This window comes from Micavibrio sp. TMED2, assembly GCA_002168225.1.
In the GTDB taxonomy this organism is placed as follows: domain Bacteria; phylum Pseudomonadota; class Alphaproteobacteria; order TMED2; family TMED2; genus TMED2.
In genome coordinates this window covers 1,700,071-1,723,295 of the sequence record NHBH01000001.1, presented here as the reverse complement: position 1 = coordinate 1,723,295, position 23,225 = coordinate 1,700,071, and the positions used below count along the sequence as shown (strand labels likewise).

At 59.2% G+C, this 23,225-nt stretch carries 17 protein-coding genes; 6 read left to right on the top strand and 11 right to left on the bottom strand.

What is annotated here, in order from left to right; translation table 11 throughout:
- Genes CBB62_08215 through CBB62_08200 form a run of 4 tightly spaced genes read right to left on the bottom strand, consistent with a single transcriptional unit; the run spans position 1 to position 6,190 of the window.
- Complete coding sequence (locus CBB62_08215) at positions 1-360, bottom strand: hypothetical protein (GenBank protein OUT42254.1); 360 nt, start codon at positions 358-360, stop codon at positions 1-3.
- Positions 360-593 (bottom strand): hypothetical protein, encoded by a 234-nt coding sequence (locus CBB62_08210; GenBank protein ID OUT42253.1) that lies wholly within the window; start codon positions 591-593, stop codon positions 360-362. Before CBB62_08210 ends, CBB62_08215 begins: the two co-directional genes overlap by 1 nt.
- Positions 544-3,018: a hypothetical protein gene (locus tag CBB62_08205; protein ID OUT42252.1), complete on the bottom strand. Its 2,475-nt coding sequence runs from the start codon at positions 3,016-3,018 to the stop codon at positions 544-546. The genes CBB62_08210 and CBB62_08205 overlap by 50 nt, the downstream gene beginning before the upstream one ends.
- A complete protein-coding gene (locus CBB62_08200) occupies positions 2,999-6,190 on the bottom strand; it encodes a bifunctional proline dehydrogenase/L-glutamate gamma-semialdehyde dehydrogenase (GenBank protein ID OUT42714.1) in 3,192 nt (1,063 codons plus the stop codon). Before CBB62_08200 ends, CBB62_08205 begins: the two co-directional genes overlap by 20 nt.
- Positions 6,191-6,343: 153 nt before the next feature.
- On the opposite strand from CBB62_08200, the gene CBB62_08195 reads away from it, so the two are divergent.
- Positions 6,344-7,387 (top strand): hypothetical protein, encoded by a 1,044-nt coding sequence (locus tag CBB62_08195; protein ID OUT42251.1) that lies wholly within the window; start codon positions 6,344-6,346, stop codon positions 7,385-7,387.
- A 61-nt stretch (positions 7,388-7,448) separates the two neighbouring features.
- Here the strand turns inward: CBB62_08195 and CBB62_08190 are convergent, their stop codons facing one another.
- Positions 7,449-11,216 carry a hypothetical protein gene (locus CBB62_08190; protein ID OUT42250.1) on the bottom strand — a complete coding sequence of 1,256 codons (3,768 nt, stop codon included), beginning with the start codon at positions 11,214-11,216 and terminating at the stop codon, positions 7,449-7,451.
- Positions 11,217-11,555: 339 nt separating this feature from the next.
- Positions 11,556-12,104, bottom strand: a complete 549-nt coding sequence (locus CBB62_08185) for a hypothetical protein (protein OUT42249.1) — start codon at positions 12,102-12,104, stop codon at positions 11,556-11,558.
- Between the two features lie 396 nt (positions 12,105-12,500).
- Here CBB62_08185 and CBB62_08180 point away from each other — a divergent pair, with 396 nt between their 5' ends.
- The 3 genes from CBB62_08180 (at position 12,501) to CBB62_08170 (ending at position 15,063) form a co-directional block, all read left to right on the top strand.
- Positions 12,501-13,421 (top strand): fructokinase, encoded by a 921-nt coding sequence (locus CBB62_08180; protein ID OUT42713.1) that lies wholly within the window; start codon positions 12,501-12,503, stop codon positions 13,419-13,421.
- Positions 13,422-14,237, top strand: coding sequence for a hypothetical protein (locus tag CBB62_08175; protein OUT42248.1), 816 nt, complete (start codon positions 13,422-13,424; stop codon positions 14,235-14,237). It begins immediately after the preceding gene.
- A gap of 217 nt (positions 14,238-14,454) precedes the next feature.
- Positions 14,455-15,063, top strand: a complete 609-nt coding sequence (locus CBB62_08170) for a hypothetical protein (protein ID OUT42247.1) — start codon at positions 14,455-14,457, stop codon at positions 15,061-15,063.
- A 47-nt stretch (positions 15,064-15,110) separates the two neighbouring features.
- On the opposite strand, the gene CBB62_08165 is transcribed toward CBB62_08170, so the two are convergent.
- From CBB62_08165 to CBB62_08145, 5 genes are all read right to left on the bottom strand, one after another.
- Positions 15,111-16,661: a GMP synthase (glutamine-hydrolyzing) gene (locus CBB62_08165; GenBank protein OUT42712.1), complete on the bottom strand. Its 1,551-nt coding sequence runs from the start codon at positions 16,659-16,661 to the stop codon at positions 15,111-15,113.
- A gap of 122 nt (positions 16,662-16,783) precedes the next feature.
- Positions 16,784-18,070 carry a hypothetical protein gene (locus tag CBB62_08160; GenBank protein OUT42246.1) on the bottom strand — a complete coding sequence of 429 codons (1,287 nt, stop codon included), beginning with the start codon at positions 18,068-18,070 and terminating at the stop codon, positions 16,784-16,786.
- A 5-nt stretch (positions 18,071-18,075) separates the two neighbouring features.
- Positions 18,076-19,533, bottom strand: a complete 1,458-nt coding sequence (locus tag CBB62_08155) for an IMP dehydrogenase (protein OUT42711.1) — start codon at positions 19,531-19,533, stop codon at positions 18,076-18,078.
- Between the two features lie 110 nt (positions 19,534-19,643).
- Positions 19,644-20,408 (bottom strand): 23S rRNA methyltransferase, encoded by a 765-nt coding sequence (locus CBB62_08150; GenBank protein ID OUT42245.1) that lies wholly within the window; start codon positions 20,406-20,408, stop codon positions 19,644-19,646.
- Positions 20,405-21,424, bottom strand: a complete 1,020-nt coding sequence (locus CBB62_08145) for a hypothetical protein (GenBank protein ID OUT42244.1) — start codon at positions 21,422-21,424, stop codon at positions 20,405-20,407. The genes CBB62_08150 and CBB62_08145 overlap by 4 nt, the downstream gene beginning before the upstream one ends.
- A 419-nt stretch (positions 21,425-21,843) precedes the next feature.
- Between CBB62_08145 and CBB62_08140 the strand changes: the two genes are divergently transcribed.
- Both CBB62_08140 and CBB62_08135 read left to right on the top strand, forming a co-directional pair.
- Positions 21,844-22,686, top strand: coding sequence for a hypothetical protein (locus CBB62_08140; protein ID OUT42243.1), 843 nt, complete (start codon positions 21,844-21,846; stop codon positions 22,684-22,686).
- 119 nt (positions 22,687-22,805) lie between these two features.
- Positions 22,806-23,225: a lactoylglutathione lyase gene (locus tag CBB62_08135; GenBank protein ID OUT42242.1), complete on the top strand. Its 420-nt coding sequence runs from the start codon at positions 22,806-22,808 to the stop codon at positions 23,223-23,225.

The following is a 23,225-nucleotide window of genomic DNA, read 5'->3' as shown; positions in this document are numbered from 1 at the left end:
TTACTTGCGAACCCACTGGCCGTTTTCACCCTGCAGGATCGAGCCTGCGGGCAGACGGCTGTAGAGTTTCTCCGCAGCGATGGCCTGCACCTGATTAAGCGGGATACCGCCATCGCGGGCAATCGACTGGTACGCCTCAAGCCGTTCGCGGTTGATGCTCTCGACCAGTTGGATCACATCCGGACGATTGACCAGCGCCGAGAGCAGTCCCTGACGGTTCTCACCAACCAGTTCCTGACTGCGAGCGTCCTCGAGGCTTACCTGCGCTTGTGCCAGAACCGGCATGAAGGCCAGTGCAACAGCGGCAAACAGGGCAGCGACATTAAACCGGCGACGGGTAAAAAAGCTTGTTTTCATCATCAGAAGATACCCGGATTTTCTTTAAACAATTCATCAACTTCGCGCTCAACCTTCACACGAACTTCCTGTTCGATCTTGACGTTCAGGTTGATTTCGATCGGCTTGTCCGGTGCCTGCACCTTAACGGTTGGCTGGCAGGCCGCAAGCATGATTGCAGGCAGAACCAGCCAGAGTACCCGGCGGCTACTGGAGGCGGAGTTGCTTTTCCAGCCGATCAGGGATTGAGAGAGCATCGAGGCTGCGTTGGACAATGGCATCGAGAGCACCGCTAAGATTGATATTCAGATCAACCGGATAACCGTCATATACGGCGGGATTACGGCCAACCAGACGCAATGTTGCTGTTTGTTCGCCCCCGAGGGCACCATTCAGCGACATCGCAAGACTGTCATACTGAAAATTCTCCAGCACATCAAAGGCTAGTGCAGCCTGTTCCGCCACCTGTCCTTCGGAGAGGCCGGCAAGATACTTCAGGGCACCGCCATCGGCAACAAAACTGCCGTCAGACAACGTCAGCAAGTTATTGGCATAACTGACATTTACCCCGCCATTCATGGTGCCGGTGGCTGACAGGCCATTTACATCGAGCAGATCGGTGAAGGCACCGAGTTTGAGACCGGTCAGCTGCAAACGGGTACTGAACTCCGGCTTATCAAGAATCACATCGAACCCTGTGGTGACCAGATCGGCGCCGAGGAAATCGGCGGTCAGCGGCATCATCGACAGGTGATCGCCACCCCATGACCAACCGGTCGCGATATTCTTCAGGCTGTAGCCTTCGGCCACCTGCAGATCGGTGAATGACAGGGCAGCGGGTGTCTTGCTGACCGCATGGCCATTACCGCTGTCATAGGAAAATTCATCACTGAAGCTCAGATCACGGCCAGCCAGCCCGAATATCTCAATCGCATCGAAATCACCGGACAGCGCTATATCGGCCTTCTGTCTGGCCGTCGTACCGCTGGCGGAGAGCGCGATATCCAGCCTGCCCTCGGCACTGCCAACCCAATCCTGCACCGCAATCGGCAATTTGGCCGGGCCGCGACCGAACCAGTCGGGCGTGATGGCGAGGCTGATTTTTGGCAGCGTCAGGGTAAACCGACCATTTTCCGGCCTGTAGGTACCGTTGAGCCTGATTGCCGGCAATCCCTCGCGCGCCGGCATCCGTGATTGCGACTGCAGGGAGATCACGCCGTCATCGTGGGGCACGACGCTCAGTTCGGTCTCAAGCGGCAACAGCGCCTGTTCCCCCATATGCGGCACCAACCGTCCCTTGAACCGGTACTGCCCCTGCTCCGCCGCCAGATCACCGGCGAGGCCGAGGCCATAGGTCTGCGCACCCGGTTGCTTATATTCAAGCGTGAGATCGAGGCGATCCAGTGCCTGCGCCCCGGTCGTCAGCCATTGGCGTATATCGAGTTCAACCGGACCGTTCAGGCGCGCTGACATCCGGCTGTTGTCAGTCTTGAGCATCGCCGCCAGACTTGCCCCCGCATTCACGGATAGCGTCTGGCCCTCCCCGGACATGGCAAGCGCGCCGCCAAGGCTGGCACTGCCCTGCGTGACTCTGTCCTGATAGACCACATCCTGTGCCACCAGCGTCCATGTGGCAGAAACCGCCTGATCAACCACAACATAGCTGCCGGTTGCCCCCAGCTTGGCCTGTCCCTTGCTGATCCCGGCCAATAGCGGCGCAAAGGGTGCGAGGGCAGCATCAGCCGTCAGATCAAACGGCACCACCGGATCATCGCCCTCCGGCACCTGACCGGTGAGGCGGATTGCGACCGGATCAGCCTCATTGCCGTTCAAGGACAAGGCCCAGTTGCCATCGACATTGCTGATCGACCCGGCCAGCTCCAGATTACGCAGGGTGATGTTATCGCCCGGCTCATGGGGCATCTCTATCCTGCCGATGTGCCCGGCGAGCCTGCCATCAGCGGCAGCGATATTGCCTTCGGGAATGGTCAGGTCGAGATCGAGGGCATCAACCTGTACCATGGCACTGCCAAGCGGATGCTCGAACTGATTAAGGGTTAGCTTGCCGGTCAGGCTCTTATCCGCATCCCAGAGGATCACCGCCTCGCCGCTCGCGGGCAGCGTTTCGCTGGCGTCAAAGGCAAGCGTCACCTCGCCGCCAGCCTCTGCAGTCATGGCTGCATTGATGGTGCCGTCCATCTGGTCCGGGATGCTGACCCGGGTATCGCTGATCGTTACAGCGGCAATCGGCAGAATGTCCGGTGCAGGCAGATCGATATCGAGCCAGCGCTGCCAGCCGCCCGCCTCATCCTCTCCGTTGTCAGTCCTGACTGGCTGATAGGTAAGCGTGCCACCGATCAGTTCGACCGTAACCAGCGGCAATGTCGGCAAGCCACCCTGCCATGGATGGCTGACCAGAACCTGCGCCTGATCAAGGCTGAGGCCATAGGGTGTATCCAGATGCACGCCGGTGAACCGGCTGGTCTGGAAATCGGCCTGCAGATTGTCGAATGATACATTCCAGCCATCGGGGATTGATGCCGCCAGCAACTGCCGCACCAGCATCGGCGCATAGAACGGCCATGCCAGCAGCAGCAAGGCCACCACCACACCGATCCCGAACAAAATCCAGCTTACCGGTCGCCATGGGCGACGCCGCCGTTTACTCAGCGTCATCATCATCCAGAGTTACAAGACTGGTATTGCCGCCCGCCGCCGTGGTGTTGTTCGAGACATGGCGCTCGGTCACAAACGCATGCAGGTAGTGTGGGCCACCCGCCTTTGGTCCCGTACCGGACAGGCCCATGCCACCGAAAGGCTGAACCCCGACAATGGCGCCAATCGTATTGCGATTGATATAGGTGTTTCCGGCATCAATTCTACGGCAGATCGACCGGGCGAGCCGCTCGATACGGGTATGAACGCCGAAGGTCAGGCCATAGCCGGTGCCGTTGATGGTCTGGATCACCTCATCGAGCCGGTCACGCTTGTACCGGATGATATGCAGGATCGGGCCAAAGACCTCACGCTTCAACCGGTCGAGCCGGTCGATCTCAAAGGCCATGGGCGCCACATAGGTGCCGTGCTCGGTCAGTTTCGGGTCCAGTGGTGTTTCGCCAACCAGTTTGGCCTCACGCTTCATGCGGTTCACATGGGCCTCGAGCATATGCTGGGCATCGCGGTCGATGACCGGACCAACATCGGTGTCGAGCGCCAGCGGCTCACCAACCTTGAGCAGTTCCATGGCCCCGGCCAGCATTTTGATCGTATGATCGGCCACCTCTTCCTGCACAAACAACACGCGGGTTGCCGAGCAGCGCTGTCCGGCGGAGCGGAAAGCCCCCATCACTGCATCATCCACCACCTGTTCGGTCAGCGCGGTACTGTCGACGATCATGGCGTTCTGCCCACCAGTCTCGGCGATAAACGGCACAATCGGCCCCTCACGGTTGGCGAGCGCGCGGTTGATTGCCCGTGCGGTTTCGGTCGAGCCGGTAAAGGCAACACCGCCGATACCCGGATGGCTGACCAGCGCCTGGCCGACCTCACCACCACTGCCGGGCAGCAGTTGCAGCACATCACGCGGGATACCGGCCTCATGCAGCATACGACAGGCCTCAGCCGCGATCAGGCAGGTCTGCTCCGCCGGTTTGGCGATCACACAGTTGCCGGTGACGAGTGCCGCCACCACCTGCCCAGTGAAGATCGCCAGCGGGAAGTTCCATGGGCTGATACAGACAAACACCCCACGCCCCTCAACCGAGAGGGTATTCACCTCACCGGTCGGACCGGGCATGATCATCGGCTGCTGCAGGGTCCGTGCCTGAATGGCGTAGTAGCGGCAGAAATCAACTGCTTCGCGCACCTCGGCAATACCATCATCAAAGGTCTTGCCCGCCTCAACAGCGCAGAGACCGATCAGACGCCCCATATTGGCTTCCATCAGGTCAGCGAAAAGCTCGAGACAGGCGGCACGCTCGACCACCGGACGATTGCGCCAGCCATGGAAGGCTGCACGCGCCGCCTCCACCGCTCCCGGCACATCAGAGGCGGCGGCATAATGTTTCTGGCCAACGGTCCGGCGTAAATCCGATGGCAGGGCAACCGGCATCATCTCGCCCTTGATATGCTTGCCATCAATCAGCGGATCAGCCTGCCATTGCTTCTTCAGGACCTCTTCGGCCTCATCCTGCAAGGCTGTTGCCCGCAGCACATTGTCCAGATCGAGTCCTTTGGCATTAACCCGTTCCGCACCATAGAGCGCAGGCGGCAGCGGGATTTTGGCATGGGGCTGCCCCTTCGACTGTTCCAGCAGTTCCAGCGGATCGCGGACCACCTGCTCGACCGGCAACTTGGCATCCTGCAGCCGGTTGACGAATGAGGTATTGGCACCGTTCTCCAGCAGGCGGCGGACCAGATAGGGCAACAGATCCTCATGGCTGCCGACCGGCGCATAGACGCGGCAGGCTGGCATGGGCTGATTGCTGCCAGCCAGCTCGGCATAGAGGTCTTCGCCCATGCCGTGCAGTCGCTGGAACTCATAGGAACTCTCATTCCCGCCCTCGGGCATGCTTGCTGCCAGTTCCAGAATGGCCGCTACCGTATGGGCATTATGGGTGGCGAATTGCGGGTAGAGCACATCACGGCGGGCCAGCATTCTGGTGGCACAGGCGAGATAGGACAGGTCAGTATGCTGCTTGCGGGTGAAGACCGGGTAATCATCGAAGCCACCTTCCTGCGACCATTTGATTTCGCTGTCCCAATAGGCCCCCTTGACCAGCCGAACCATGATCCGCCGTCCGCCCTGCTCGCCCAAGGCAATCAGCCAGTCGATCACATCAAGCGCGCGTTTCTGATAGGCCTGTACCGCCAGCCCGAAACCGTCCCAGCCCTCGAGTTCGGGGCTTTTATATACCTGCTCGATGATATCCAGTGAGATATCGAGCCGCCTTGCCTCCTCGGCATCGACGCAGAGTCCGATATTCGCCCGTTTCGCCAGCACCGCCAGCTTGGTCAGCCGTTCGACCAGCGCCGGGACCGCACGCCCCGCCTGCCGCTGCTCATAGCGCGGATAGATCGCCGAGAGCTTGACCGAAATGCCCGGCACCTGCGTTACCGGCACGCCATCGGAAATAGCGACGGCATTATGCTCGGTCAGGGTATTAATCGCCGCACTATAGGCATCGAAATAGCGCTGGGCATCGGCTTCCGTCCGCGCCGCCTCACCCAGCATATCGTAGGAATGGCGCACGCCTTTGCGTTCATCCGGCTCGGCACGCTCCAGCGCCTTGGTCAGTGTCGTGCCCATGACGAACTGTCGGCCCATGATCCGCATGGCCTGCAGCATCGCCCGGCGAATAACCGGTTGGCCGAGCCGTGCGACCATGCGATCGAATACCGTCCCCTCATCCTCATCGGCATGATCCGCCCGCAGCACCCGGCCACTGAGCATCAGCGCCCAGGTCGAGGCATTGACGAACAACCCGCCCGCTTCCTCACCGACCCGTTTCCAGGTGCCGGCCCCGAGCTTGTCCTTGATCAACTGGTTCGCGGTATCGGCATCGGGGATGCGCAGCAATGCCTCGGCGAGGCACATCAGCGCGACACCCTCGCGGGTTGAGAGGTCATAGGCGTTCATGAAGTCGTCAAACACATCGCCCTGATGCTCACCCTCGCGCATGCCCTCAACAAACGACCGCGCCCGCTCATTGATCCGGCTGCGCAGGCTCCGCACCCGGTCGAGTTCGGCACTGACCCGCTCCAGATGCTCAGGCTCGGCAACCCGGTAGTTGCGTCGCATCAAGGCGCGGGCACCGGAGAGGCTGGGCACCGGATAAGAGGTTTCATTTGGCATCGTCTGTGACATGGGGGCTGGACCAATTTTATGTTTATGGTTTCCGGTCGTATGATTTCCGGGCAATGGCAGCAGGAGAGATTCTGCTGCATAACATATCAGAAGTGACTACCATCCTGCACTCAGGAAACCGTCCGTAACACATCAAGCATAATGACTAAAAACAGCACCGAAGGCCTTGAATTCCCATTCAAAACTGTCCCTGAACCCACGGAGCCGATTACGGTTGCCGATGGTATCCTGTGGATACGTCTGCCCCTGCCCTTCGCCCTCGATCATGTCAATGTCTGGCTGATTGAGGATGGCGATGGCTGGATGCTGGTCGATACCGGCATCGCCACCGATCACCTCAAGGGTATCTGGGATGCGCTGCTGAAGGACGGCGCACTGTCGGGTCACAGCATCACCCGCGTACTGGCGACCCATTTCCATCCCGACCATATCGGGCTTGCCGGATGGCTCTGCGCCCGGTTCGAAACAGACTTGCTGGCCCCGCGCACCGAATGGCAGAAGGCGCGGCTGCTCTCCACCGACAACAGCGACCGGCTGGCAGCGGGCGTGACCAATTTCTATCGCAAGCTCGGGGTGGAAGCCGAAGACCTGATCCGGATCAGCGAGCGTGGGAATATCTATGCCCGCCGGGTAAGCCCGATCCCCCTCTCCCATGAGCGGCTGATCGATGGTGAGGCGCTGAGCATCGGTGGCAGCGACTGGCACATCATCATGACGCCGGGCCATGCACCGGAAATGGCCTGCCTCTATAATGCCGAGCGCAATATCCTGATTGCCGCCGATCACATTCTGCCGGAGATCAGCCCGAATGTGAGCATCTGGCCCGATGAGCCGCTGGCCAATCCGCTCGGAGAATTCCGCCACTCATTACAGAAAATCCGCGATCAGGTGCCGGAAGACTGTTTCGTCCTGCCGAGCCATGGTCGCCCGTTTCTGGGGCTGCATGAGCGTATCGACTGGCTCGATGCACATCACGTGGACCGTTTGGCCGAAACGCTGGCGATCTGTCAAAGCCCGGTTACCGGCAAACAGGTCATGACCGAGATGTTCAAGCGCAAGCTCGATCCCCATCAATGGGGCTTTGCCATGGGTGAGGCTCTGGCCCATGTAAACTATCTGATTGCGGAACACCGGATCAGCAGAAACGAAGATGCCGATCAGATCCTGCGGTTCACCGCGATCTGATCGGCATCAATAGCCGGTTTTAGTCAGTTATCTGCTATCAGGCTTCGCCCGGGGATTCTTATCAGGCTTCGCCCTGCGCTTTCACCTGCTCGAAATCCTGATCGGACAGCGGCTGGCGCTCGATGCCCTGACACAGGGCCATGTAGAGCTTGCCTATATCCGAGGTCATGAAGGTCGAGCTAAGCAGGTCGCCATGATCGGTCCCGATCGCCCGGCTGAACACTTCCTCGAACTGACGGATATAGCGCTGAACATAGAGGCGGAACTCGCTGTTCTCCTCATACATGTTCTTGATCTTCTCGATCGCGATCTTGTCCTTGTTCGAGACCAGACGGCGGGTGAAGACACTGGTGTCACCACCGGCAAATGCCTTCCACAGCTTCTCCGGTGCTTCGTGATCCAGCATGCGCACAAAGTCGACCGAGATCGAATGCAGGCTCTCGATCACGAACTTCGCCGCGGCAAGGAACGCATCCCGGCGCGCTTCCATATCACTTTCGCGGATCAGCTTGGTCTGCTCCAGTGCCTTGTCAGCGGCGGCAGACAGGTTCTCGGCGTGCTTGCGGAAGATTTCAGAAACCGTAGACGACTTGCTCGATGCCTCTTCCGCCGCCTCGACGAGACGCTCGGAATTGCGTGAGACATTGGAGCTGGCCCCCTCGAGTGACTTGACCACCCGGTCGGTACGATCACCCAGTTCCTGCAGGCGAATGCCGAGACTGATGGTGCTGTCCTCCAGACGGTTGAGCGTCGCATCATAGGCCGCGGCAAAGTTGGCGCGCTGCTCCATCATCTTGCTCTCGATCTGGCCGATACGGATGAACACGGTCTCGGTCGAGGTGACGAACTGGTCCGCCTGCCCGGTCAGGGACATGCGAACGGCATCGACCTTGGCCACCTGCTGACCGGTTTCCTCGACGATCTCGCCGAGATTGCCGCGCAGGCCGTCCATGGCCGAATGCAACTTGCCAGCCGCTTCATTGGCCATGCTGGCAAGGGCATCAACTTCGCCCTGCAGCATGCCGCTCAACTCACGGACACGCTCGCTGTTGTTCTCGGCATTATCGCCCAGTTGCTCGATATAGCCACGCAGGCGCTCCTCGACCCCACCGAAATCGGAGACCGTCTCGGCAACCGTTTCGTTGAGCATGGTCAGGCGGCCCTTGAGGTTCTGATCGAGATCGCCGATGCGCTTGCCGGTGCGTTCGACCAGAGCATCCACATCGTCGAGCCTGCCCGCCAGTTCGGTGGACAGGGTATTGAGCTGTTCGACCATTTCCTCCGGCTTGCCACTGACACCGGCCAGTTTCTCCTCGAACCGGGCAACGATGCCTTCAAGTTCCTCACCGGCACGGTCGCTCTCTTCCTGAATGGTCCGCAGCTTGTCGGCCATGTTGGTTTCGATGCCGCCAACATGCTCCAGCGACGATGCCACCATACGGCTGGCCTCATCGACAGTATCCGACAGATGGGATGAGACCGAGCTGAGGTTTTCGATGGCAGTGCGGGTAATATCGCCCAGATCGCCACCGCGTTTGGAGAAGGATGTGATGACCCCTTCCATATCGTCGTGGGTTTTCTGAACCAGCCCCTTGAGCTCGCCAAGATGCTCGGAAACCTTCACGCCGATGCGGTTCACGCGGCCTTCGGTTTCGGCAGCGGCAGAGCGCAGGACTTCAAGTTCATCGGCAACCCGCTTGCCAGCGGTGCTGAGATTGCTCGCCACGGTTTCGGCGGTGGCGGCAACCTTGTCGCCCTGCTCGCCCAGATTGTTGTTGGCCGCCTCGATCCGCTGCACAGCCTGTTTGGCGATCTCGTCGATCGTGTCAAAGCTTGAGCGTGTGGACTGGGTAATCTGTTCTGCCGCGCCCTTGACCGTCTGATCAATAAGACTGGTTGATTGCAGCAGGGTGTCATTAAGCGTCTCGGACGACGTCTTGATAGAGCTTTCCAGCGCCTGACTGACATCGGAAATCGACTTGTTCAGATTCAGGCCAGCATTGCTGATTGAGTTTTCCAGCGTCTGGGCAGCGTCATTGGCAGCACCACCGATGGCCACCGCCTCATTGGTCAGGGCATCACGCACGGTCTCCAGACGCTGCAAAGCACCGTCGGTTGAGCTGTTGAGGCGGGTGATCTCTTCCTGGAACCCGGCACCGACGCGCTGGCTGGTCTGCAGGATCGAGGTGAGCGTGTCATTGGCAGCGCCCATGGTGGCATCGACCGACTGCATGGCCGAGCCAAGACGCTGGGCAATATCATCGGCCGCACCGGTGGCATTGATGCCGGTGGAGGCGATTTTCTCAACCTGCTCGGCGAGCATCTCATCAAGCTCACGCAGTTCGGCAATACGCTGCTGGATCTGCTGGTCGAGATCGCGCAGGCTGACCGAGCTCTGTTCGGCATCGGATACCGCGTTGTCGAGATTGCCGCTGGCCATGCTCAACTCTTCGGTCAGTCTGGTAGCAGCCTGTGCCGCCTCGCTCAGGCCCGATGTCGTGGCACCGATCTCGGCACGCATCGCAACGAACTTCTCGGCAACGGTCTCGCCGACCTCGCTGAGCGACTTGTTCGCGGTCTCGCGCAGGCGCTGACCGGCGGCATCCACATCCTCGCGCACGCGCGCCACCTTGTCGGTAAGTGCGTCGCTTGCCTTCTGGAGGGCGGCAATCCGTTCGGCGGAGAGTGTATTGGCCTCTTCGCTGCCGGCATTGGCCCGTTCGAGGGCTTCCTGAACCTGCGCCACCTGCTGTTCGATCCGGCGCGCCAATTCTTCCGTCGTATTGGACGCGCTGGACTGTGCCTCATCATAGGCGGTCAGCTGGCGCTGCATGAGTTCGGTCGCTGAGCGCATGCCCTTGGCGGACTTGATCGCGGCGACACGCAGCAGGTCGGCATTCTGTGCCAGCGGCGTCGCCAGCGTTTCGGCCAGCGTCGAGGCATTCTCGGACAGGTTGCGATAATCGTCGAGGCGGCGGCCAAGGGTGCTCTCGGCCTGTGACAGCCCTTCGATGATCGCCCGTGCATTGTCATGCATCTGGTCGAACTGGCTGGTCGACTTCTCCCGCACCAGATCAAGCGACTGGGCAAAATCCTCAGCCGTGCTGGTGAAGTTCTCGAGCATTGAACTGACACGGCCCTCGAGGGATCCGGTACGATCCTCAAGCGACATCATGATCTCATTGGCCTGTGTCTCGGTCTTGTCCGCCTGATTGCGGAGCAGATCAATCGCCTCATTCACACTGACGGATTGCTCACGCAGGAACGAGCCGACCCGGTCAATCTCACCGGCGCTGCGGGCGGAGACGGCAGTCAGGGCCTCGGTTTCATGGCGCAGGGACTGGCGCGCCTGATCGATACGGCTGATCGCCAGATTGGTGGCATCACCAAGCATCTTGACCTGACGGTCCATGGCTTCGGTAATCGCCTGCAGCCGGGCCTCGGCCTTATCAATAGGCATGGTGACCTGTGCCGAGGTCTTGCGCAGGGCATCGGCTACGGTCTTCTGATCCGCCGAGCGCTGGACGAACAATGCAACCAGCCAGAGCATGACAACCGGTGCCAGCAGCGTGCCGATCTCGTTGGCCATATCGAGCAGCGACTGCCCGGATGTACCGAAACCTTCCTGCATCAGGAGATAGCCAACACCACCAACCCAGCCGATGGTCACCAGCATCGCCAGCCAGCCAACCAGACGCGGCAGCAACGGGCGCTTTACCTCGATAACCGATGGTGCCGAAGGCGGCAGATAGGATGCACCGCCGCGCATACGTGGGTGGTTTGATGCCAGGGCATCATCACGGACTGGGGAATTTATCGTCTCGGCCATATCTCATCCAAGCCACAGCTTTGTGGCAACAAGCTGGTTTAAATAAAGCTATTGGATGCAATGATCGTTCCATGGAAACGATCCATCACAATCCGTCAGCTATGCCTCTCCATCACCCGCCAACAGTATCAGAGGCGCGAAATTGAACAAAAGCAATGGCAGCAAAACCGGCAAAAACCGCAGGGTTTCTGGGGAGAAATCCGTAGAAGGTATAAAATAAGAAGGCCGAATCGATATCGAATCGGCCTCAAAACAAGTTTTAAAATTTATAAAAAAACCGAGTGGTGAATTTTTGCAAAAACCGGGTTTCCGATTCTCGCCATCCACGCAGCATCAGCATTACTCGGTTGTGCTGAGTGCCACCGCATCCTGTGCACACATCGGGCGGCTGATGACCGATGCCTCGGGTGCATATTCAAGGATTGCATTGACCCGCTTGCCATCGAACCGGCTGGCGGCATCAAGTGCCGCAACCAGCTCACGCTTGTCGCCACAATAGATACCGGCAGAGCTGAGGGCCGCGCGGGTCGAAACTGAATTGGCAATCGATGTACGCCAGTGATCGAAGCGACGCTTCGGATTGCCCTCGGCGGTTTTGGCAAAATACCCGATGATCGCACTCTCATGGGCACGGAGCTCATTGCTGTGCTTGTTGGTGAATGCCGCGTAACGGGCAAACAGTGCCGGATCACGGAACTGCGCAGCACAGGTCAGGCCAACCACCATCAGCTCGGAGTGGATGCGGATCGCCTGCTCGGCGGCGGCTTCCTTAGGGGTGTAACAGGCGGCGAATGCCGGATGCGCAAATGCGACGCTTATCAGCCCGGCAGCAACAGTGCGAAAAATGCGGCGGCGGCCGGAGATAAGAGAACTGTCCTTGGGCATCATCAGCGGTTCGCTCCTTCATCAAACAGATTGAGTAAACATCACGGGGTGCGGCTTCGCACCAAAGCGGCAAATCGGGCCTGCATCACTGGCAGGCGGTCCATATCAGTCTGTACTCGTGCCAATTCATATTCTGATGGTACGCAAAGTTGCCGCAATATGGACAAACTTGGCAACCGAATATTGCCCACAATTTGTCGCGCTTCATCAACAGCCGGGTTAAAACCGTGTCCGGCATGGCTTGCCATGCCCCTTGTCACCTGCTTAATAAGACCCCTATGGGAGTAGCCCGACGATATCAAGAGATCGGGTAGCCATGTCACTTAATCCGCCGGGGTTGAAAACAGGCCACACGGATTATGTCCAGATAACCAATAAAGAATGAATACCAGACAGATGATTCGGATCGGGATTGACCTTGGTGGTACCAAAATTGAAGCAACCGCGCTCGACAGCAGCGGTGCGGAGCTCTTACGACAACGGGTGCCGACCCCGAAGGATGACTATCCCGGCACCATTGATGCGATTTGCCAGCTGGTAAAGCAGGTGGAGACGGAAGTCGGCGATGTTGCCACCGTCGGCATGGGGATGCCCGGCGCCATCTCCCCGGCAACCGGACTGGTCAAGAATGCCAATTCCACATGGCTGATCGGTCAGGCCTTCGACAAGGATCTGCAGAAAGCGCTCAATCGCCCGCTGCGGGTCGAGAATGATGCCAACTGCCTTGCCGTCTCCGAAGCGACCGATGGTGCAGCTGCCGGGGCCCATGTGGTATTTGCCGTAATTATCGGTACCGGTTGCGGTGCAGGCGTTGCGATTGACGGTCGGGCGATTACCGGTCGCCATGCCATCGCCGGTGAATTCGGCCATAATCCCCTGCCATGGCCGACCATGGACGAATTGCCCGGACCAAAATGCTATTGCGGCAAGAGCGGTTGTATCGAGACCTGGATTTCCGGTACCGGCTTCTCCCGCGATTATGCCGCTGTGACCGGCAATGCGCTCGATGGACAGGCGATCATGGACCTGATGGCTAGCGGTGACGAACAGGCAACCGCCGCGATCCAGCGCTATGAGGACCGGCTGGCCCGCTCCCTCGCCTCAGTTATCAACATCCTCGACCCGGATGTGATCGTGCTGGGCGGTGGCATGTCGAATGTGGAGCGGCTCTATACCAATGTGCCGACACTCCTGAACAAGTACTGTTTCTCCGATCAGGTCGACGTACCGGTTCGCCCGGCCAAGCATGGCGACAGCAGCGGTGTGCGTGGTGCGGCCAATCTGTGGACCGCAACCGAAGCACAGGCCCTCGCCGCATAAATGAGCACAGCCAGCCAAACCACGACCACCACGTCAGGATATTTTTCGATTGATGGGCTCTCCATCGAATATCGGAAGATCGAGGCTACCGAGCGCTGGGCACCAACGCTGGTGTTCCTGCATGAGGGGCTGGGTTCTGTCGGGTTATGGCGGGATTTTCCCGACCGGCTGTGTGCCGCAACCGGCTGTGGCGCGCTGATCTATTCGCGTCAGGGGCACGGGTCATCAACCCCGCTGCCACGGAATGCCGCCGGTGAAATTGATCCCGATGCCGAGTATCTGAAGCGTGAAGCCGACGAGATGCTGCCCAAGGTCATGGACGCCGCCGGTATCGACCGCGCCATTCTGGTCGGTCACAGCGATGGCGGCAGCATCGCCCTGATGATGGCGGCAACCAATCCGCACCGGGTTATCGGCTGTATCGTCGAGGCACCGCATGTGATGGTCGAGGAAATCACCGTCAAGGGCATCCGCCGTGCCAGCCGCGCCTATTCCAGCGGCGACCTGCGTGACGGGCTGGCGAAGTATCATAAAGACCCTGAAGGCATCTTCATGCGCTGGTATCGCACATGGACCAATCCGGGCTTTGCCGCTTGGAATATCTATAACCGCCTGCCCCATATCCGCTGCCCGATCCTCGGCATTCAGGGCGAGGAAGACCAGTATGGCAGCTTCAGCCAGCTGACCACCATCCGCGACAGCGTTGCCGGACCGGTCGAGATGCAGGGCCTGAAACGCTGTGGCCATACACCCCATGGCGAATACCCGGAACTGGTGATGGAAAGCATCCTCAAGTTTCTGCCGCTCTGCCGCTAAACTCAGCCGCTATCACTGAATCGGCCTGTCGTTTTTGGCATTCATCCCGGTTCTGCACCTGATTTAACAAGTTTCAAATCTACCGTGAATCGGACGACTCGTTCCCCTCCCCGAGTCATTGACATTATTCAGCTTTTTCACTGGTTTGTGCGCCTCTGCGTCGCTTAAGCAATTTGGGTTGTCACCCGAACCCGAAGATGTTTCAGCCAACGATCCGATGGATAGCAAAAAGCAGAAGACGACCGGCAAGGCCGTCAAGGCCAGCAGCAAGAGTGCACAGAAAACCCGGCGGGGTCGCCGGATTCCGCAGACCGCATGGCCGGGCATCCTGCAGCAGTATCAGCGCGGCGCGACACTGACCAAGATCGCGGAAGACTTCGACTGCACGCCGAGCGCGATTTCCTACATCGTCAAAAAGGCGGAAACGATCTATGGCGACCTGACCGGCAGCGACCATCTGCCGACCCCGACCCGCCTGACCACCGGTTCGATCAGCAATCCGAGCCAGTTGCGTCCACGCGATGATGCCGCCCCGAGTGCAGCACCAACCACCACCACCGCCAGCAAACCTGTGGATGAGATGGAAGCACGGCTGCAAGCCGATGCCGCCGCCCTCGTTGCCGCCTATCGCGACTGGAAACAGGCCGAGGAAGGCGAGAGCAACACCGATGCAGCCATGACCATGATGGGCCAGTTGCACAACATGCGTCGCAGCTTGGCAAAACTGGAAATAAACCTGTCAAAACAGGGCGTTGCCACCCATACCTCAAGTGCCCCAAGACCAACAAGCCGGTCACGTTACGCAACCGGCTGGCAGGCCAATTAAGGCTTTCAGGGATCAGGTCTGGCTCACACGGCCCGCCCTATTTCACCTTATTCAAATTCGATGGTTCCCGGTGGCTTTGACGTTACGTCATAAAGCACCCGGTTGATGCCGCGCACCTGATTGGTGATCCGGTTGGAAACACGGCTCAGGAAGCTGTGCTCGAACGGATAGTAATCGGCGGTCATGCCGTCGACCGAGGTCACAGCCCGCAGCGCACAGACATAATCATAGGTCCGGCCATCGCCCATGACACCGACCGAACGGACCGGCAGCAAGGCGGCGAATGCCTGCCAGATTTCATCATAGAGGCCAGCCTTGCGGATCTCGTCGAGATAGATCGCGTCGGCCTTGCGCAGGATTTCCAGCTTCTCGCGGGTAATCTCGCCCGGCACCCGGATGGCCAGACCCGGCCCCGGAAACGGATGGCGACCGACAAAGCTCTCGGGCAGCCCAAGCTCACGGCCCAGTGCCCGCACCTCATCCTTGAACAGCTCACGCAGCGGCTCAACCAGTGCCATGTTCATGCGCTCCGGCAGACCACCGACATTGTGGTGCGATTTGATGGTGACGCTCGGGCCACCGGTAAAGGAGACACTCTCGATCACATCGGGATAGAGCGTGCCCTGTGCCAGAAAGTCCGCGCCGCCGATCTTGGCCGCCTCGGCCTCGAACACATCGATGAACAGCTTGCCGATCGTCTTGCGCTTCACCTCAGGGTCTGAAACGCCTTCAAGCTGACCGACGAACTGTTCCGACGCATCCACATGGACCAGCGGAATGTTGTAGGTCTCGCGGAACAGGGTGACCACCTCATCGGCCTCATTGGCACGCAGCAGGCCATGATCGACGAAGATACAGGTAAGCTGGTCGCCAAGGGCTTCATGGAGCAGAACCGCGGTTACCGCGCTGTCGACACCGCCGGAGAGACCGCAGATAACCTTGCCCTCACCCACCTGTGCGCGGGCCTTGGCAATCGCCTCGTCACGGAACGCGGCCATGGTCCAGTCACCGGTACAGCCGGCAACCTTCATCACGAAGTTGCGCAGCAGGTCCTTGCCGTGCGGGGTGTGTACCACTTCCGGGTGGAACTGGACGCCGTAATACTGGCGCTCGTCATTGGCGATCACCGCATAGGGCGCGCCGTCGGTCCCGGCAACCGGGCGGAAACCTTCCGGCAGAGCGGTAACGCGATCACCGTGGCTCATCCAGACCTCTTCGGTCTGGCCCTTGCTCCAGTGACCGGCGAACAGGTCGCAATCATCATTCACGTCAATGAAGGCCCGACCGAACTCGCGGTGATCATGGCTCTCGACCTTACCGCCAAGCTGGTGACACATCAGGTGCTGGCCATAACAGATACCGAGCACAGGTACCGCGAGGTCAAACACCGCCTCTGGTGCCAGTGGCGCATTCTCATCGGTCACGAAGGCCGGACCACCGGACAGGATGATGCCCTTGGGATCATAGGCCCGGATCGCATCATCGGTCATGGCGAAGGGATGGATCTCGCAATAGACGCCGATCTCACGCAGACGGCGGGCGATAAGCTGGGTGACCTGTGAACCGAAATCGAGAATCAGAATACGGTCATGGTTGATGCCGACCTTGATTTCAGCATCTGAATTGAGCGCGGTTGATGACACAGCCGGACTTTCCGATTTGAGTGGATGAATTACGCGCTGTTCTAGCGCAAACCAAATACGTTTCACAAGCCGGTGAATCAGCCTGCACGGCGCAAAACCGTCATGAAGAAGCCGTCGGTCCCGTGCTGGGCCGGGGTCATCAGCCAGCCATGGGGCTGCAGCAGCACGGATGGCGGCGTATATTCCTCAAGCGCATCCTGCCAGACCGTCTCAAAAGAAAGCACCTCAAAGCCTTCGTGACGGCTGAGGAATTGTACGATCTGATCGGTATTTTCCTCGGCCAGCAAAGAACAGGTGAGATAGGCAATCTGCCCGCCCGGCCTGACCAAACCAGCGGCGCGGTCGAGCAAGGCTGCCTGAACTTCCGTCAATTCGGCCAGCGCCAGCGCATTCATCCGCCAGCGGGCATCCGGTGAGCGCCGCCATGTCCCGGTACCGGTACAGGGTGCATCGACCAGAATACGGTCCCATCTGCCAGCCAGTGCTTCATCAGGCGCGTTGATGGCATCGGCACAGAGCGTCTTGATCCATGGCAGCTTGGCCCGGCGGGCGCGCTTGCCCGCTTCCTGCAGGCGATACTCATCACGGTCAACCGCCAGTACCTGCCCCTGACCGCGCAAATTCGCTGCCATAACCAGTGACTTGCCACCAGCACCGGCGCAGAGGTCGAGCACCTGCATGCCCTGCTCTACCCCGACCAATAGGGCCGCGAGTTGTGATGCCTCATCCTGAATTTCCAGCTGGCCGTCATTGAGTTCCGGCACATCACCGGCGGCAAACCGCCCCTGCAGGCGCAAACCGAGCGGTGAATAGGGCGTCGGCAGAACATCCAGACCGCGTGCACCGAGATTTTTCAGCATGTCATCCCGGTTCCGCCCAAGATCACGCATCCGCAAATCAACCGCAGGCTGCTCAAGCAACGCCTCGGCCTCTACCTGCCAGCCATCGCCAAAGCTCTTTTGCATCCCCGGCAAGGCCCAATCGGGCACCGAAAGTTGCGCTTCAACCGGCGGTTCGTCGGTCAGGCCATCGAGCGCGGCCAGCAACTGCTCTTCCTCACCGCTCAGCGGTGCCGGGGCATGGTCACTGCCATCGAACAGCATCCGGGCATCATCGCCGAGATAGGCAAGCGCCAGTGCACGGGTATCAACGGGATTGCCGCCAGTCGCCTCAAGCTGCCATTGCAGACGGCCAAGCTGACGACACAGATCGAACAGGGTATCGCCAACAAAGCGGCGGTCCTTCGATCCGGCAAAGCGGGATGCCTTTGACCAGCGGCGAACGGCCAGATCGGCGGAAATGCCCTGATCCAGAACCGTATGCAGCAGGTTGATGATTGTCAGCCAGCGTGGACCGTCACGCATCGGCCTTAATCCAGACGATAGTTGGGGGTTTCCGCAACCATCTCAATGTCGTGGACATGGCTTTCGCGCAGACCGGCATTGGTAATCTTCACCATCCGGCAGTTGGTCTGCATCTCTTCCATGGTGCGGTTACCGGTATAGCCCATGGCGGCCTTCAGACCACCGACCAGCTGGTGCAGCACCTTGTCGAGCGGGCCACGGTAAGGTACCCGACCTTCAACGCCCTCGGGCACCAGCTTGTTGCTCTCTTTTACCTGACCCTGGAAGTAACGGTCAGCGCTGCCGCGTGCCATGGCACCGATTGAGCCCATACCGCGATATGATTTGTAGGAACGGCCCTGATAGAACACGACCTCACCGGGGCTTTCGTCGGTACCGGCGAGCAGCGAGCCCATCATGGCGCAGCTGGCACCGGCAGCGATTGCCTTGGCCAGATCGCCGGAGAACTTGATGCCGCCATCGGCAATAACCGGGACATTCTGATCGCGGCAAGCCTGAACCGCTTCATCAATCGCGGTCAGTTGCGGGACACCGACACCGGCAACGATACGGGTGGTACAGATCGACCCCGGACCGATGCCGACCTTGACCGCATCGGCCCCAACATCCATCAGCGCCTGTGCACCGTCCTTGGTGGCGATATTACCGGCGACCACCTGCACCTCGTTTGACAGGTCACGCACTGCCTTGACGGTATTCAGCACCGCCTGTGAGTGACCATGGGCGGTATCGACCACAACTGCATCGACCTGAGCCGCAATCAGCGCCTCGGCGCGGGCAACACCGGCATCACCGGTACCAACCGCCGCCGCGACACGCAGGCGGCCCTTGTCATCCTTGGAAGCGAGTGGGTGATTTTGTGCCTTCTCGATATCCTTGACGGTAATCAGACCAATACAGCGATAGGCATCATCGACTACCAGCAGCTTTTCGATCCGGTTCTTGTGCAGCAGCTTTTTCGCTTCTTCACGAACGACGCCTTCACGAACCGTAATCAGGTTCTCTTTGGTCATCAGCTCAGCGACCGGCGTGTCGGGGTTTTCGGCAAAGCGAACATCGCGGTGGGTCAGGATACCGACCAGCTTGCCGCTCTTCTCTACCACCGGAATCCCGGAAATCTGATGTATACTCATGACATCAAGAGCATCTTTCAGCCTGGTTTCCGGCATTACCGTGATCGGGTTGACCACCATGCCACTCTCGAAGCGCTTGACCGAGATAACCTCATTGGCCTGCTGCTCGATGCTCATATTGCGGTGGAGCGTACCGATCCCGCCCGCCTGTGCCATGGCGATGGCGAGGCGGTGTTCGGTGACCGTATCCATGGCGGCAGAGGCCAGTGGAATGCCGAGACGGATGCCGCGAGAGAACTGGGTGCTGGTATCGGCCTCGGCCGGCATGACCTCCGAGCGCCCGGGCACCAGCAGGACGTCGTCAAAGGTGAAAGCGTCTTGAATCTGCAGCATGGGCCTTACTTCCGGCTAGGGGTCATGAATGAAGTTGCCGGGACTATAGTGATGGCAACGGATTTGTGAAGCCCCCAGACGAAAGGCGTGGCCGTCATGCGTAAAATTCAGACGTCACCCTCATCTGCACCGTCATCCATATCGTCCTTAGTGCGGCCCTTGAAGCCTTGGGCAATCACATATGTCTCTGCGGATTCCGAACGGCTGGATGGCGGCTTGTAATGACGCACGGTCCTGAAATTGCGTTTCAGCATGTTGAGCAGGTCATTTTCCGCGCCCCCCTGAAACACCTTGGCGACAAAGACGCCGTTCGGGGCCAGAACCTCGACGGCGAATTGTGCGGCGGTTTCCGACAGCGCCATGATGCGCAGGTGATCGGTTGATTTATGCCCGGTGGTGGCCGGTGACATATCGCTCAACACCAGATCGGCAGGACCATCAAGCGCCTGATTCAGCAACTCCGGCGCATCATCGGCCATGAAATCGTGCTGGATGAAAATCGCACCGGGCATGGGGTCAATCGCCTGCAGATCCATGCCCACGACCGGGTTTTCATCACTGGCATTCTTGCCCTGCAAGCGCTCAATACATATCTGGGTCCAGCCGCCCGGGGCTGCGCCGAGATCGACAATCCGCTGACGCGGCTGCATGCCGGGCTTCAACAGGCGGAACTTCTCATCCAGCTCAATGATCTTGAACGCCGCACGACTGCGATAGCCGAGACGCTTGGCCTCGGCGACATAGGGATCGTTCAACTGGCGCTGCAGCCAGAGGGTTGATGATGTCTTGCGCCCGCGCGCCGACTTTACGCGTTTCGACAAGCGCCGATCAGCCCCCTGCCCGCGACCACCTTTTTTACCGGAACTGCTCACCCGTACTGCCTGCTTAAATCCAGAAGAATACCTTCGCGCACACCGCGATCGGCAACCCGTACCTTATCGACGGGCCAGATGCCAATGATCGCTTCAAAAACCGCGCAACCGGGCAGCACCATTTCACACCGGTTGAACCCGATACAACCATGTTTGGCCCGCAACTGCGGTGGCTGGGACAGCAATTTGCTGATCACAGCCGAAGCATCCGCGGTCTTGAGGTCGGTGCCATCGACGAGGCTGCGGGAATATCTGGTCAGATCGAGCAGGATACCGGCCAGCGTGGTTACGGTGCCGGATGCGCCGATCACCTGCACCTTGCCCGCCATCACGCGGTCACGCAGTTTCCAGCGTTGTTCCGCCTCCATAAAGGCGACCTGCAATTCGGTCCGCAGCATATCATATGATGCGCGGCGCGATGCCTCGCTCTCGTCAATCCGGTCGCCGAGCGTAATCACCCCGAATGGCAGCGAGATATGGTCGATCAGCTTCAGGCTGCCATCATCCTGTTTCTGGCCCCAGACGATTTCGGAACTGGCACCGCCAATATCGAAGACCAGACAATCGGTAATATGCTCATCGACCAACGGCGAGACGCCCATCATCGCGAGCCGCGCTTCCTCGGCACAGGAGATTATCTCCACATTCAGCCGGGTGCGCTGGCGGATATGGTCGATGAAATCCCGCTGGTTCTTGGCCTGACGACAGATTTCCGTCGCCACGGCGCGATAGCGGCGGACACCGGCACGACGCACCTTGCCGGCACAGATGCGCAAGGCATTGGCGGCCTTTTCCAGTGCGACCGGATCGATATTGCCGTCATCATCCAGATGGGCACCGAGGCGGATAGCGCGTGAGAAGGCATCGACGACCCTCGGCTCGCCCTTCTCGTTCAGGCTGGCAACCAACAGACGCAGATTGTTCGATCCCACATCAATCGCCGCATAAAGGGGGCTTTCGACCGGTTGTTCTTTGCCGTCTGTTTCTGCGGCGGGATGTTGGATATAGGAGGCCATTTCTAAAAGGTAAGTGCTTGTTATCTTGGTTTTGAAACCTGCTTATCCCTGAATATGGCAAGCAATGTGGCAACTTGCCAGTTAATCCGCGAAGTTCCGGGCCTGCTGCTGATCCCGCCAACCGGCAGAACTTTAAAAAAGGCTGAACGGATATGGGCCGTATTACACGCAAACATTGTTTCTGCGTGCAAAAAGCAACCGCCGGATAATCCTTTGTTAAACTTTCCATGCGATCAGTAAAGCCGAGCCGGATGGCTCACGGGTTGTTTACCTTCTCGCGTTCATCCCGTTGCTGTGTTAGAAAAACAAGGCTGCTGAATGCAGCATCACCAAGCAGCGGATAGGGGCCAGACTGGCTCGGTGATGAGCGCGAGAAATCAGTTTCTGATTGCGAGCCGGCGAAACGCCAGGGGGAAGAAATGTCATCAATCAATACATCAGCACCGCTGTTTTCGCTGCTGCAACAGATCAATGGAACCAACAGCCAGTCCCAAGCCGTTGGCAACCAGATTTCCACCGGCAACCGTTTCGGGCCGGAAGCGGCTGGCAATTTCTCCGTCTCACAAGGCGTTCAATCAGAGCTTCGCGGCCTCGATGCCATTGACCAGTCACTGAGTTCAGCGCGTGGCGCAGGCGTTACCGCCCTTGCCGCCAGCACCTTCACCAGCAACCTGCTCAGCGCCGCCACCACCAACGCCCTGCTGGCGTTGAACCCGTCGAGCGATGCGCAACAGCAGCGGATTTTCAATGACGGGTTCCAGAGCAATCTGGCCCAGATCAACCAGATTTCGGAAAGCGCCGAGTTCAACGGTACCAATCTGGCTGCCGATGATCCCGAGAACGGCCTGAACGTGGTCGCCCAGACCGATGGCGAGCAACTCAACATCGCATCCGAGGACTTCTCCACTGAAGGGTTGAGCGCGGAACGTGTTGCCGGTGGCGAAGACGGTCTCGACGATATCGACCTCACCGATCCGACCACGCAATTCACCGATGTGAACGACATCATCGGTGATGCCGAACAGCGCCTCGCCCTCGAAGTCGGCAATATTGCCAGCGGTATCCAGAGCACGGATCGTCAGCGTGAGTTCAATACCGCCATTCGTGATGCCACCGAGGAAGGCCTCGGCGCACTCCGCGATGCCGACCTCGCCCGTGCCGATGCCCGTAATGAGCAGATTCAGGTGCAGCAACAGCTGCAGTTCCAGACCCTGAACCAGCAAAACCAGCAACGCGGCAGCATTCTTAACCTGTTTGCATAACAGTACTTCTCGCCCGATCAGCAGTTTGGAATTGAAATTTCCGGCCCAGCCATCATGTTGATGACGAGTTCATCGGCCCGCATCCGGGCAATATCGATCATCAACAGGATTTGAGTGGTATGGAATATTTACACACGATGGTGCGCGTCCGCGATCTGGACGAAAGCCTCACATTTTATTGCGAACATCTGGGCCTTGAGGAAGTGCGTCGCAAGGACGTGCCGCAAGGTCGCTTCACCCTGATCTTCCTCCGTGCGCCGGGTCAGGAAGGTGCCGAGGTCGAACTGACCTACAACTGGGACCCGGAAGACTATACCGGCGGTCGCAATTTCGGCCACCTCGCCTATCGCGTCGAGAATATCTATGAGCTGTGCCAGAAGATGATGGATGCAGGCATCACCATCAACCGCCCGCCACGTGACGGCCATATGGCCTTCGTCAAATCCCCCGACGGCATCTCGATCGAGTTGCTGCAGAAGGGTGATGCCCTGCCACCGGCCGAGCCATGGGCCTCCATGGAAAACACCGGTACCTGGTAA

What these genes read in the sequence shown, in the direction of transcription:
- CBB62_08215 (OUT42254.1), bottom strand. Translation starts at nt 360, where the DNA reads ATGATGAAAACAAGCTTTTTTACCCGTCGCCGGTTTAATGTCGCTGCC.
- CBB62_08210 (OUT42253.1), bottom strand. Translation starts at nt 593, where the DNA reads ATGCTCTCTCAATCCCTGATCGGCTGGAAAAGCAACTCCGCCTCCAGT.
- CBB62_08205 (OUT42252.1), bottom strand. Translation starts at nt 3,018, where the DNA reads ATGATGATGACGCTGAGTAAACGGCGGCGTCGCCCATGGCGACCGGTA.
- CBB62_08200 (OUT42714.1), bottom strand. Translation starts at nt 6,190, where the DNA reads ATGCCAAATGAAACCTCTTATCCGGTGCCCAGCCTCTCCGGTGCCCGC.
- CBB62_08195 (OUT42251.1), top strand. Translation starts at nt 6,344, where the DNA reads ATGACTAAAAACAGCACCGAAGGCCTTGAATTCCCATTCAAAACTGTC.
- CBB62_08190 (OUT42250.1), bottom strand. Translation starts at nt 11,216, where the DNA reads ATGGCCGAGACGATAAATTCCCCAGTCCGTGATGATGCCCTGGCATCA.
- CBB62_08185 (OUT42249.1), bottom strand. Translation starts at nt 12,104, where the DNA reads ATGATGCCCAAGGACAGTTCTCTTATCTCCGGCCGCCGCCGCATTTTT.
- CBB62_08175 (OUT42248.1), top strand. Translation starts at nt 13,422, where the DNA reads ATGAGCACAGCCAGCCAAACCACGACCACCACGTCAGGATATTTTTCG.
- CBB62_08170 (OUT42247.1), top strand. Translation starts at nt 14,455, where the DNA reads ATGGATAGCAAAAAGCAGAAGACGACCGGCAAGGCCGTCAAGGCCAGC.
- CBB62_08160 (OUT42246.1), bottom strand. Translation starts at nt 18,070, where the DNA reads ATGCGTGACGGTCCACGCTGGCTGACAATCATCAACCTGCTGCATACG.
- CBB62_08145 (OUT42244.1), bottom strand. Translation starts at nt 21,424, where the DNA reads ATGGCCTCCTATATCCAACATCCCGCCGCAGAAACAGACGGCAAAGAA.
- CBB62_08140 (OUT42243.1), top strand. Translation starts at nt 21,844, where the DNA reads ATGTCATCAATCAATACATCAGCACCGCTGTTTTCGCTGCTGCAACAG.
- CBB62_08135 (OUT42242.1), top strand. Translation starts at nt 22,806, where the DNA reads ATGGAATATTTACACACGATGGTGCGCGTCCGCGATCTGGACGAAAGC.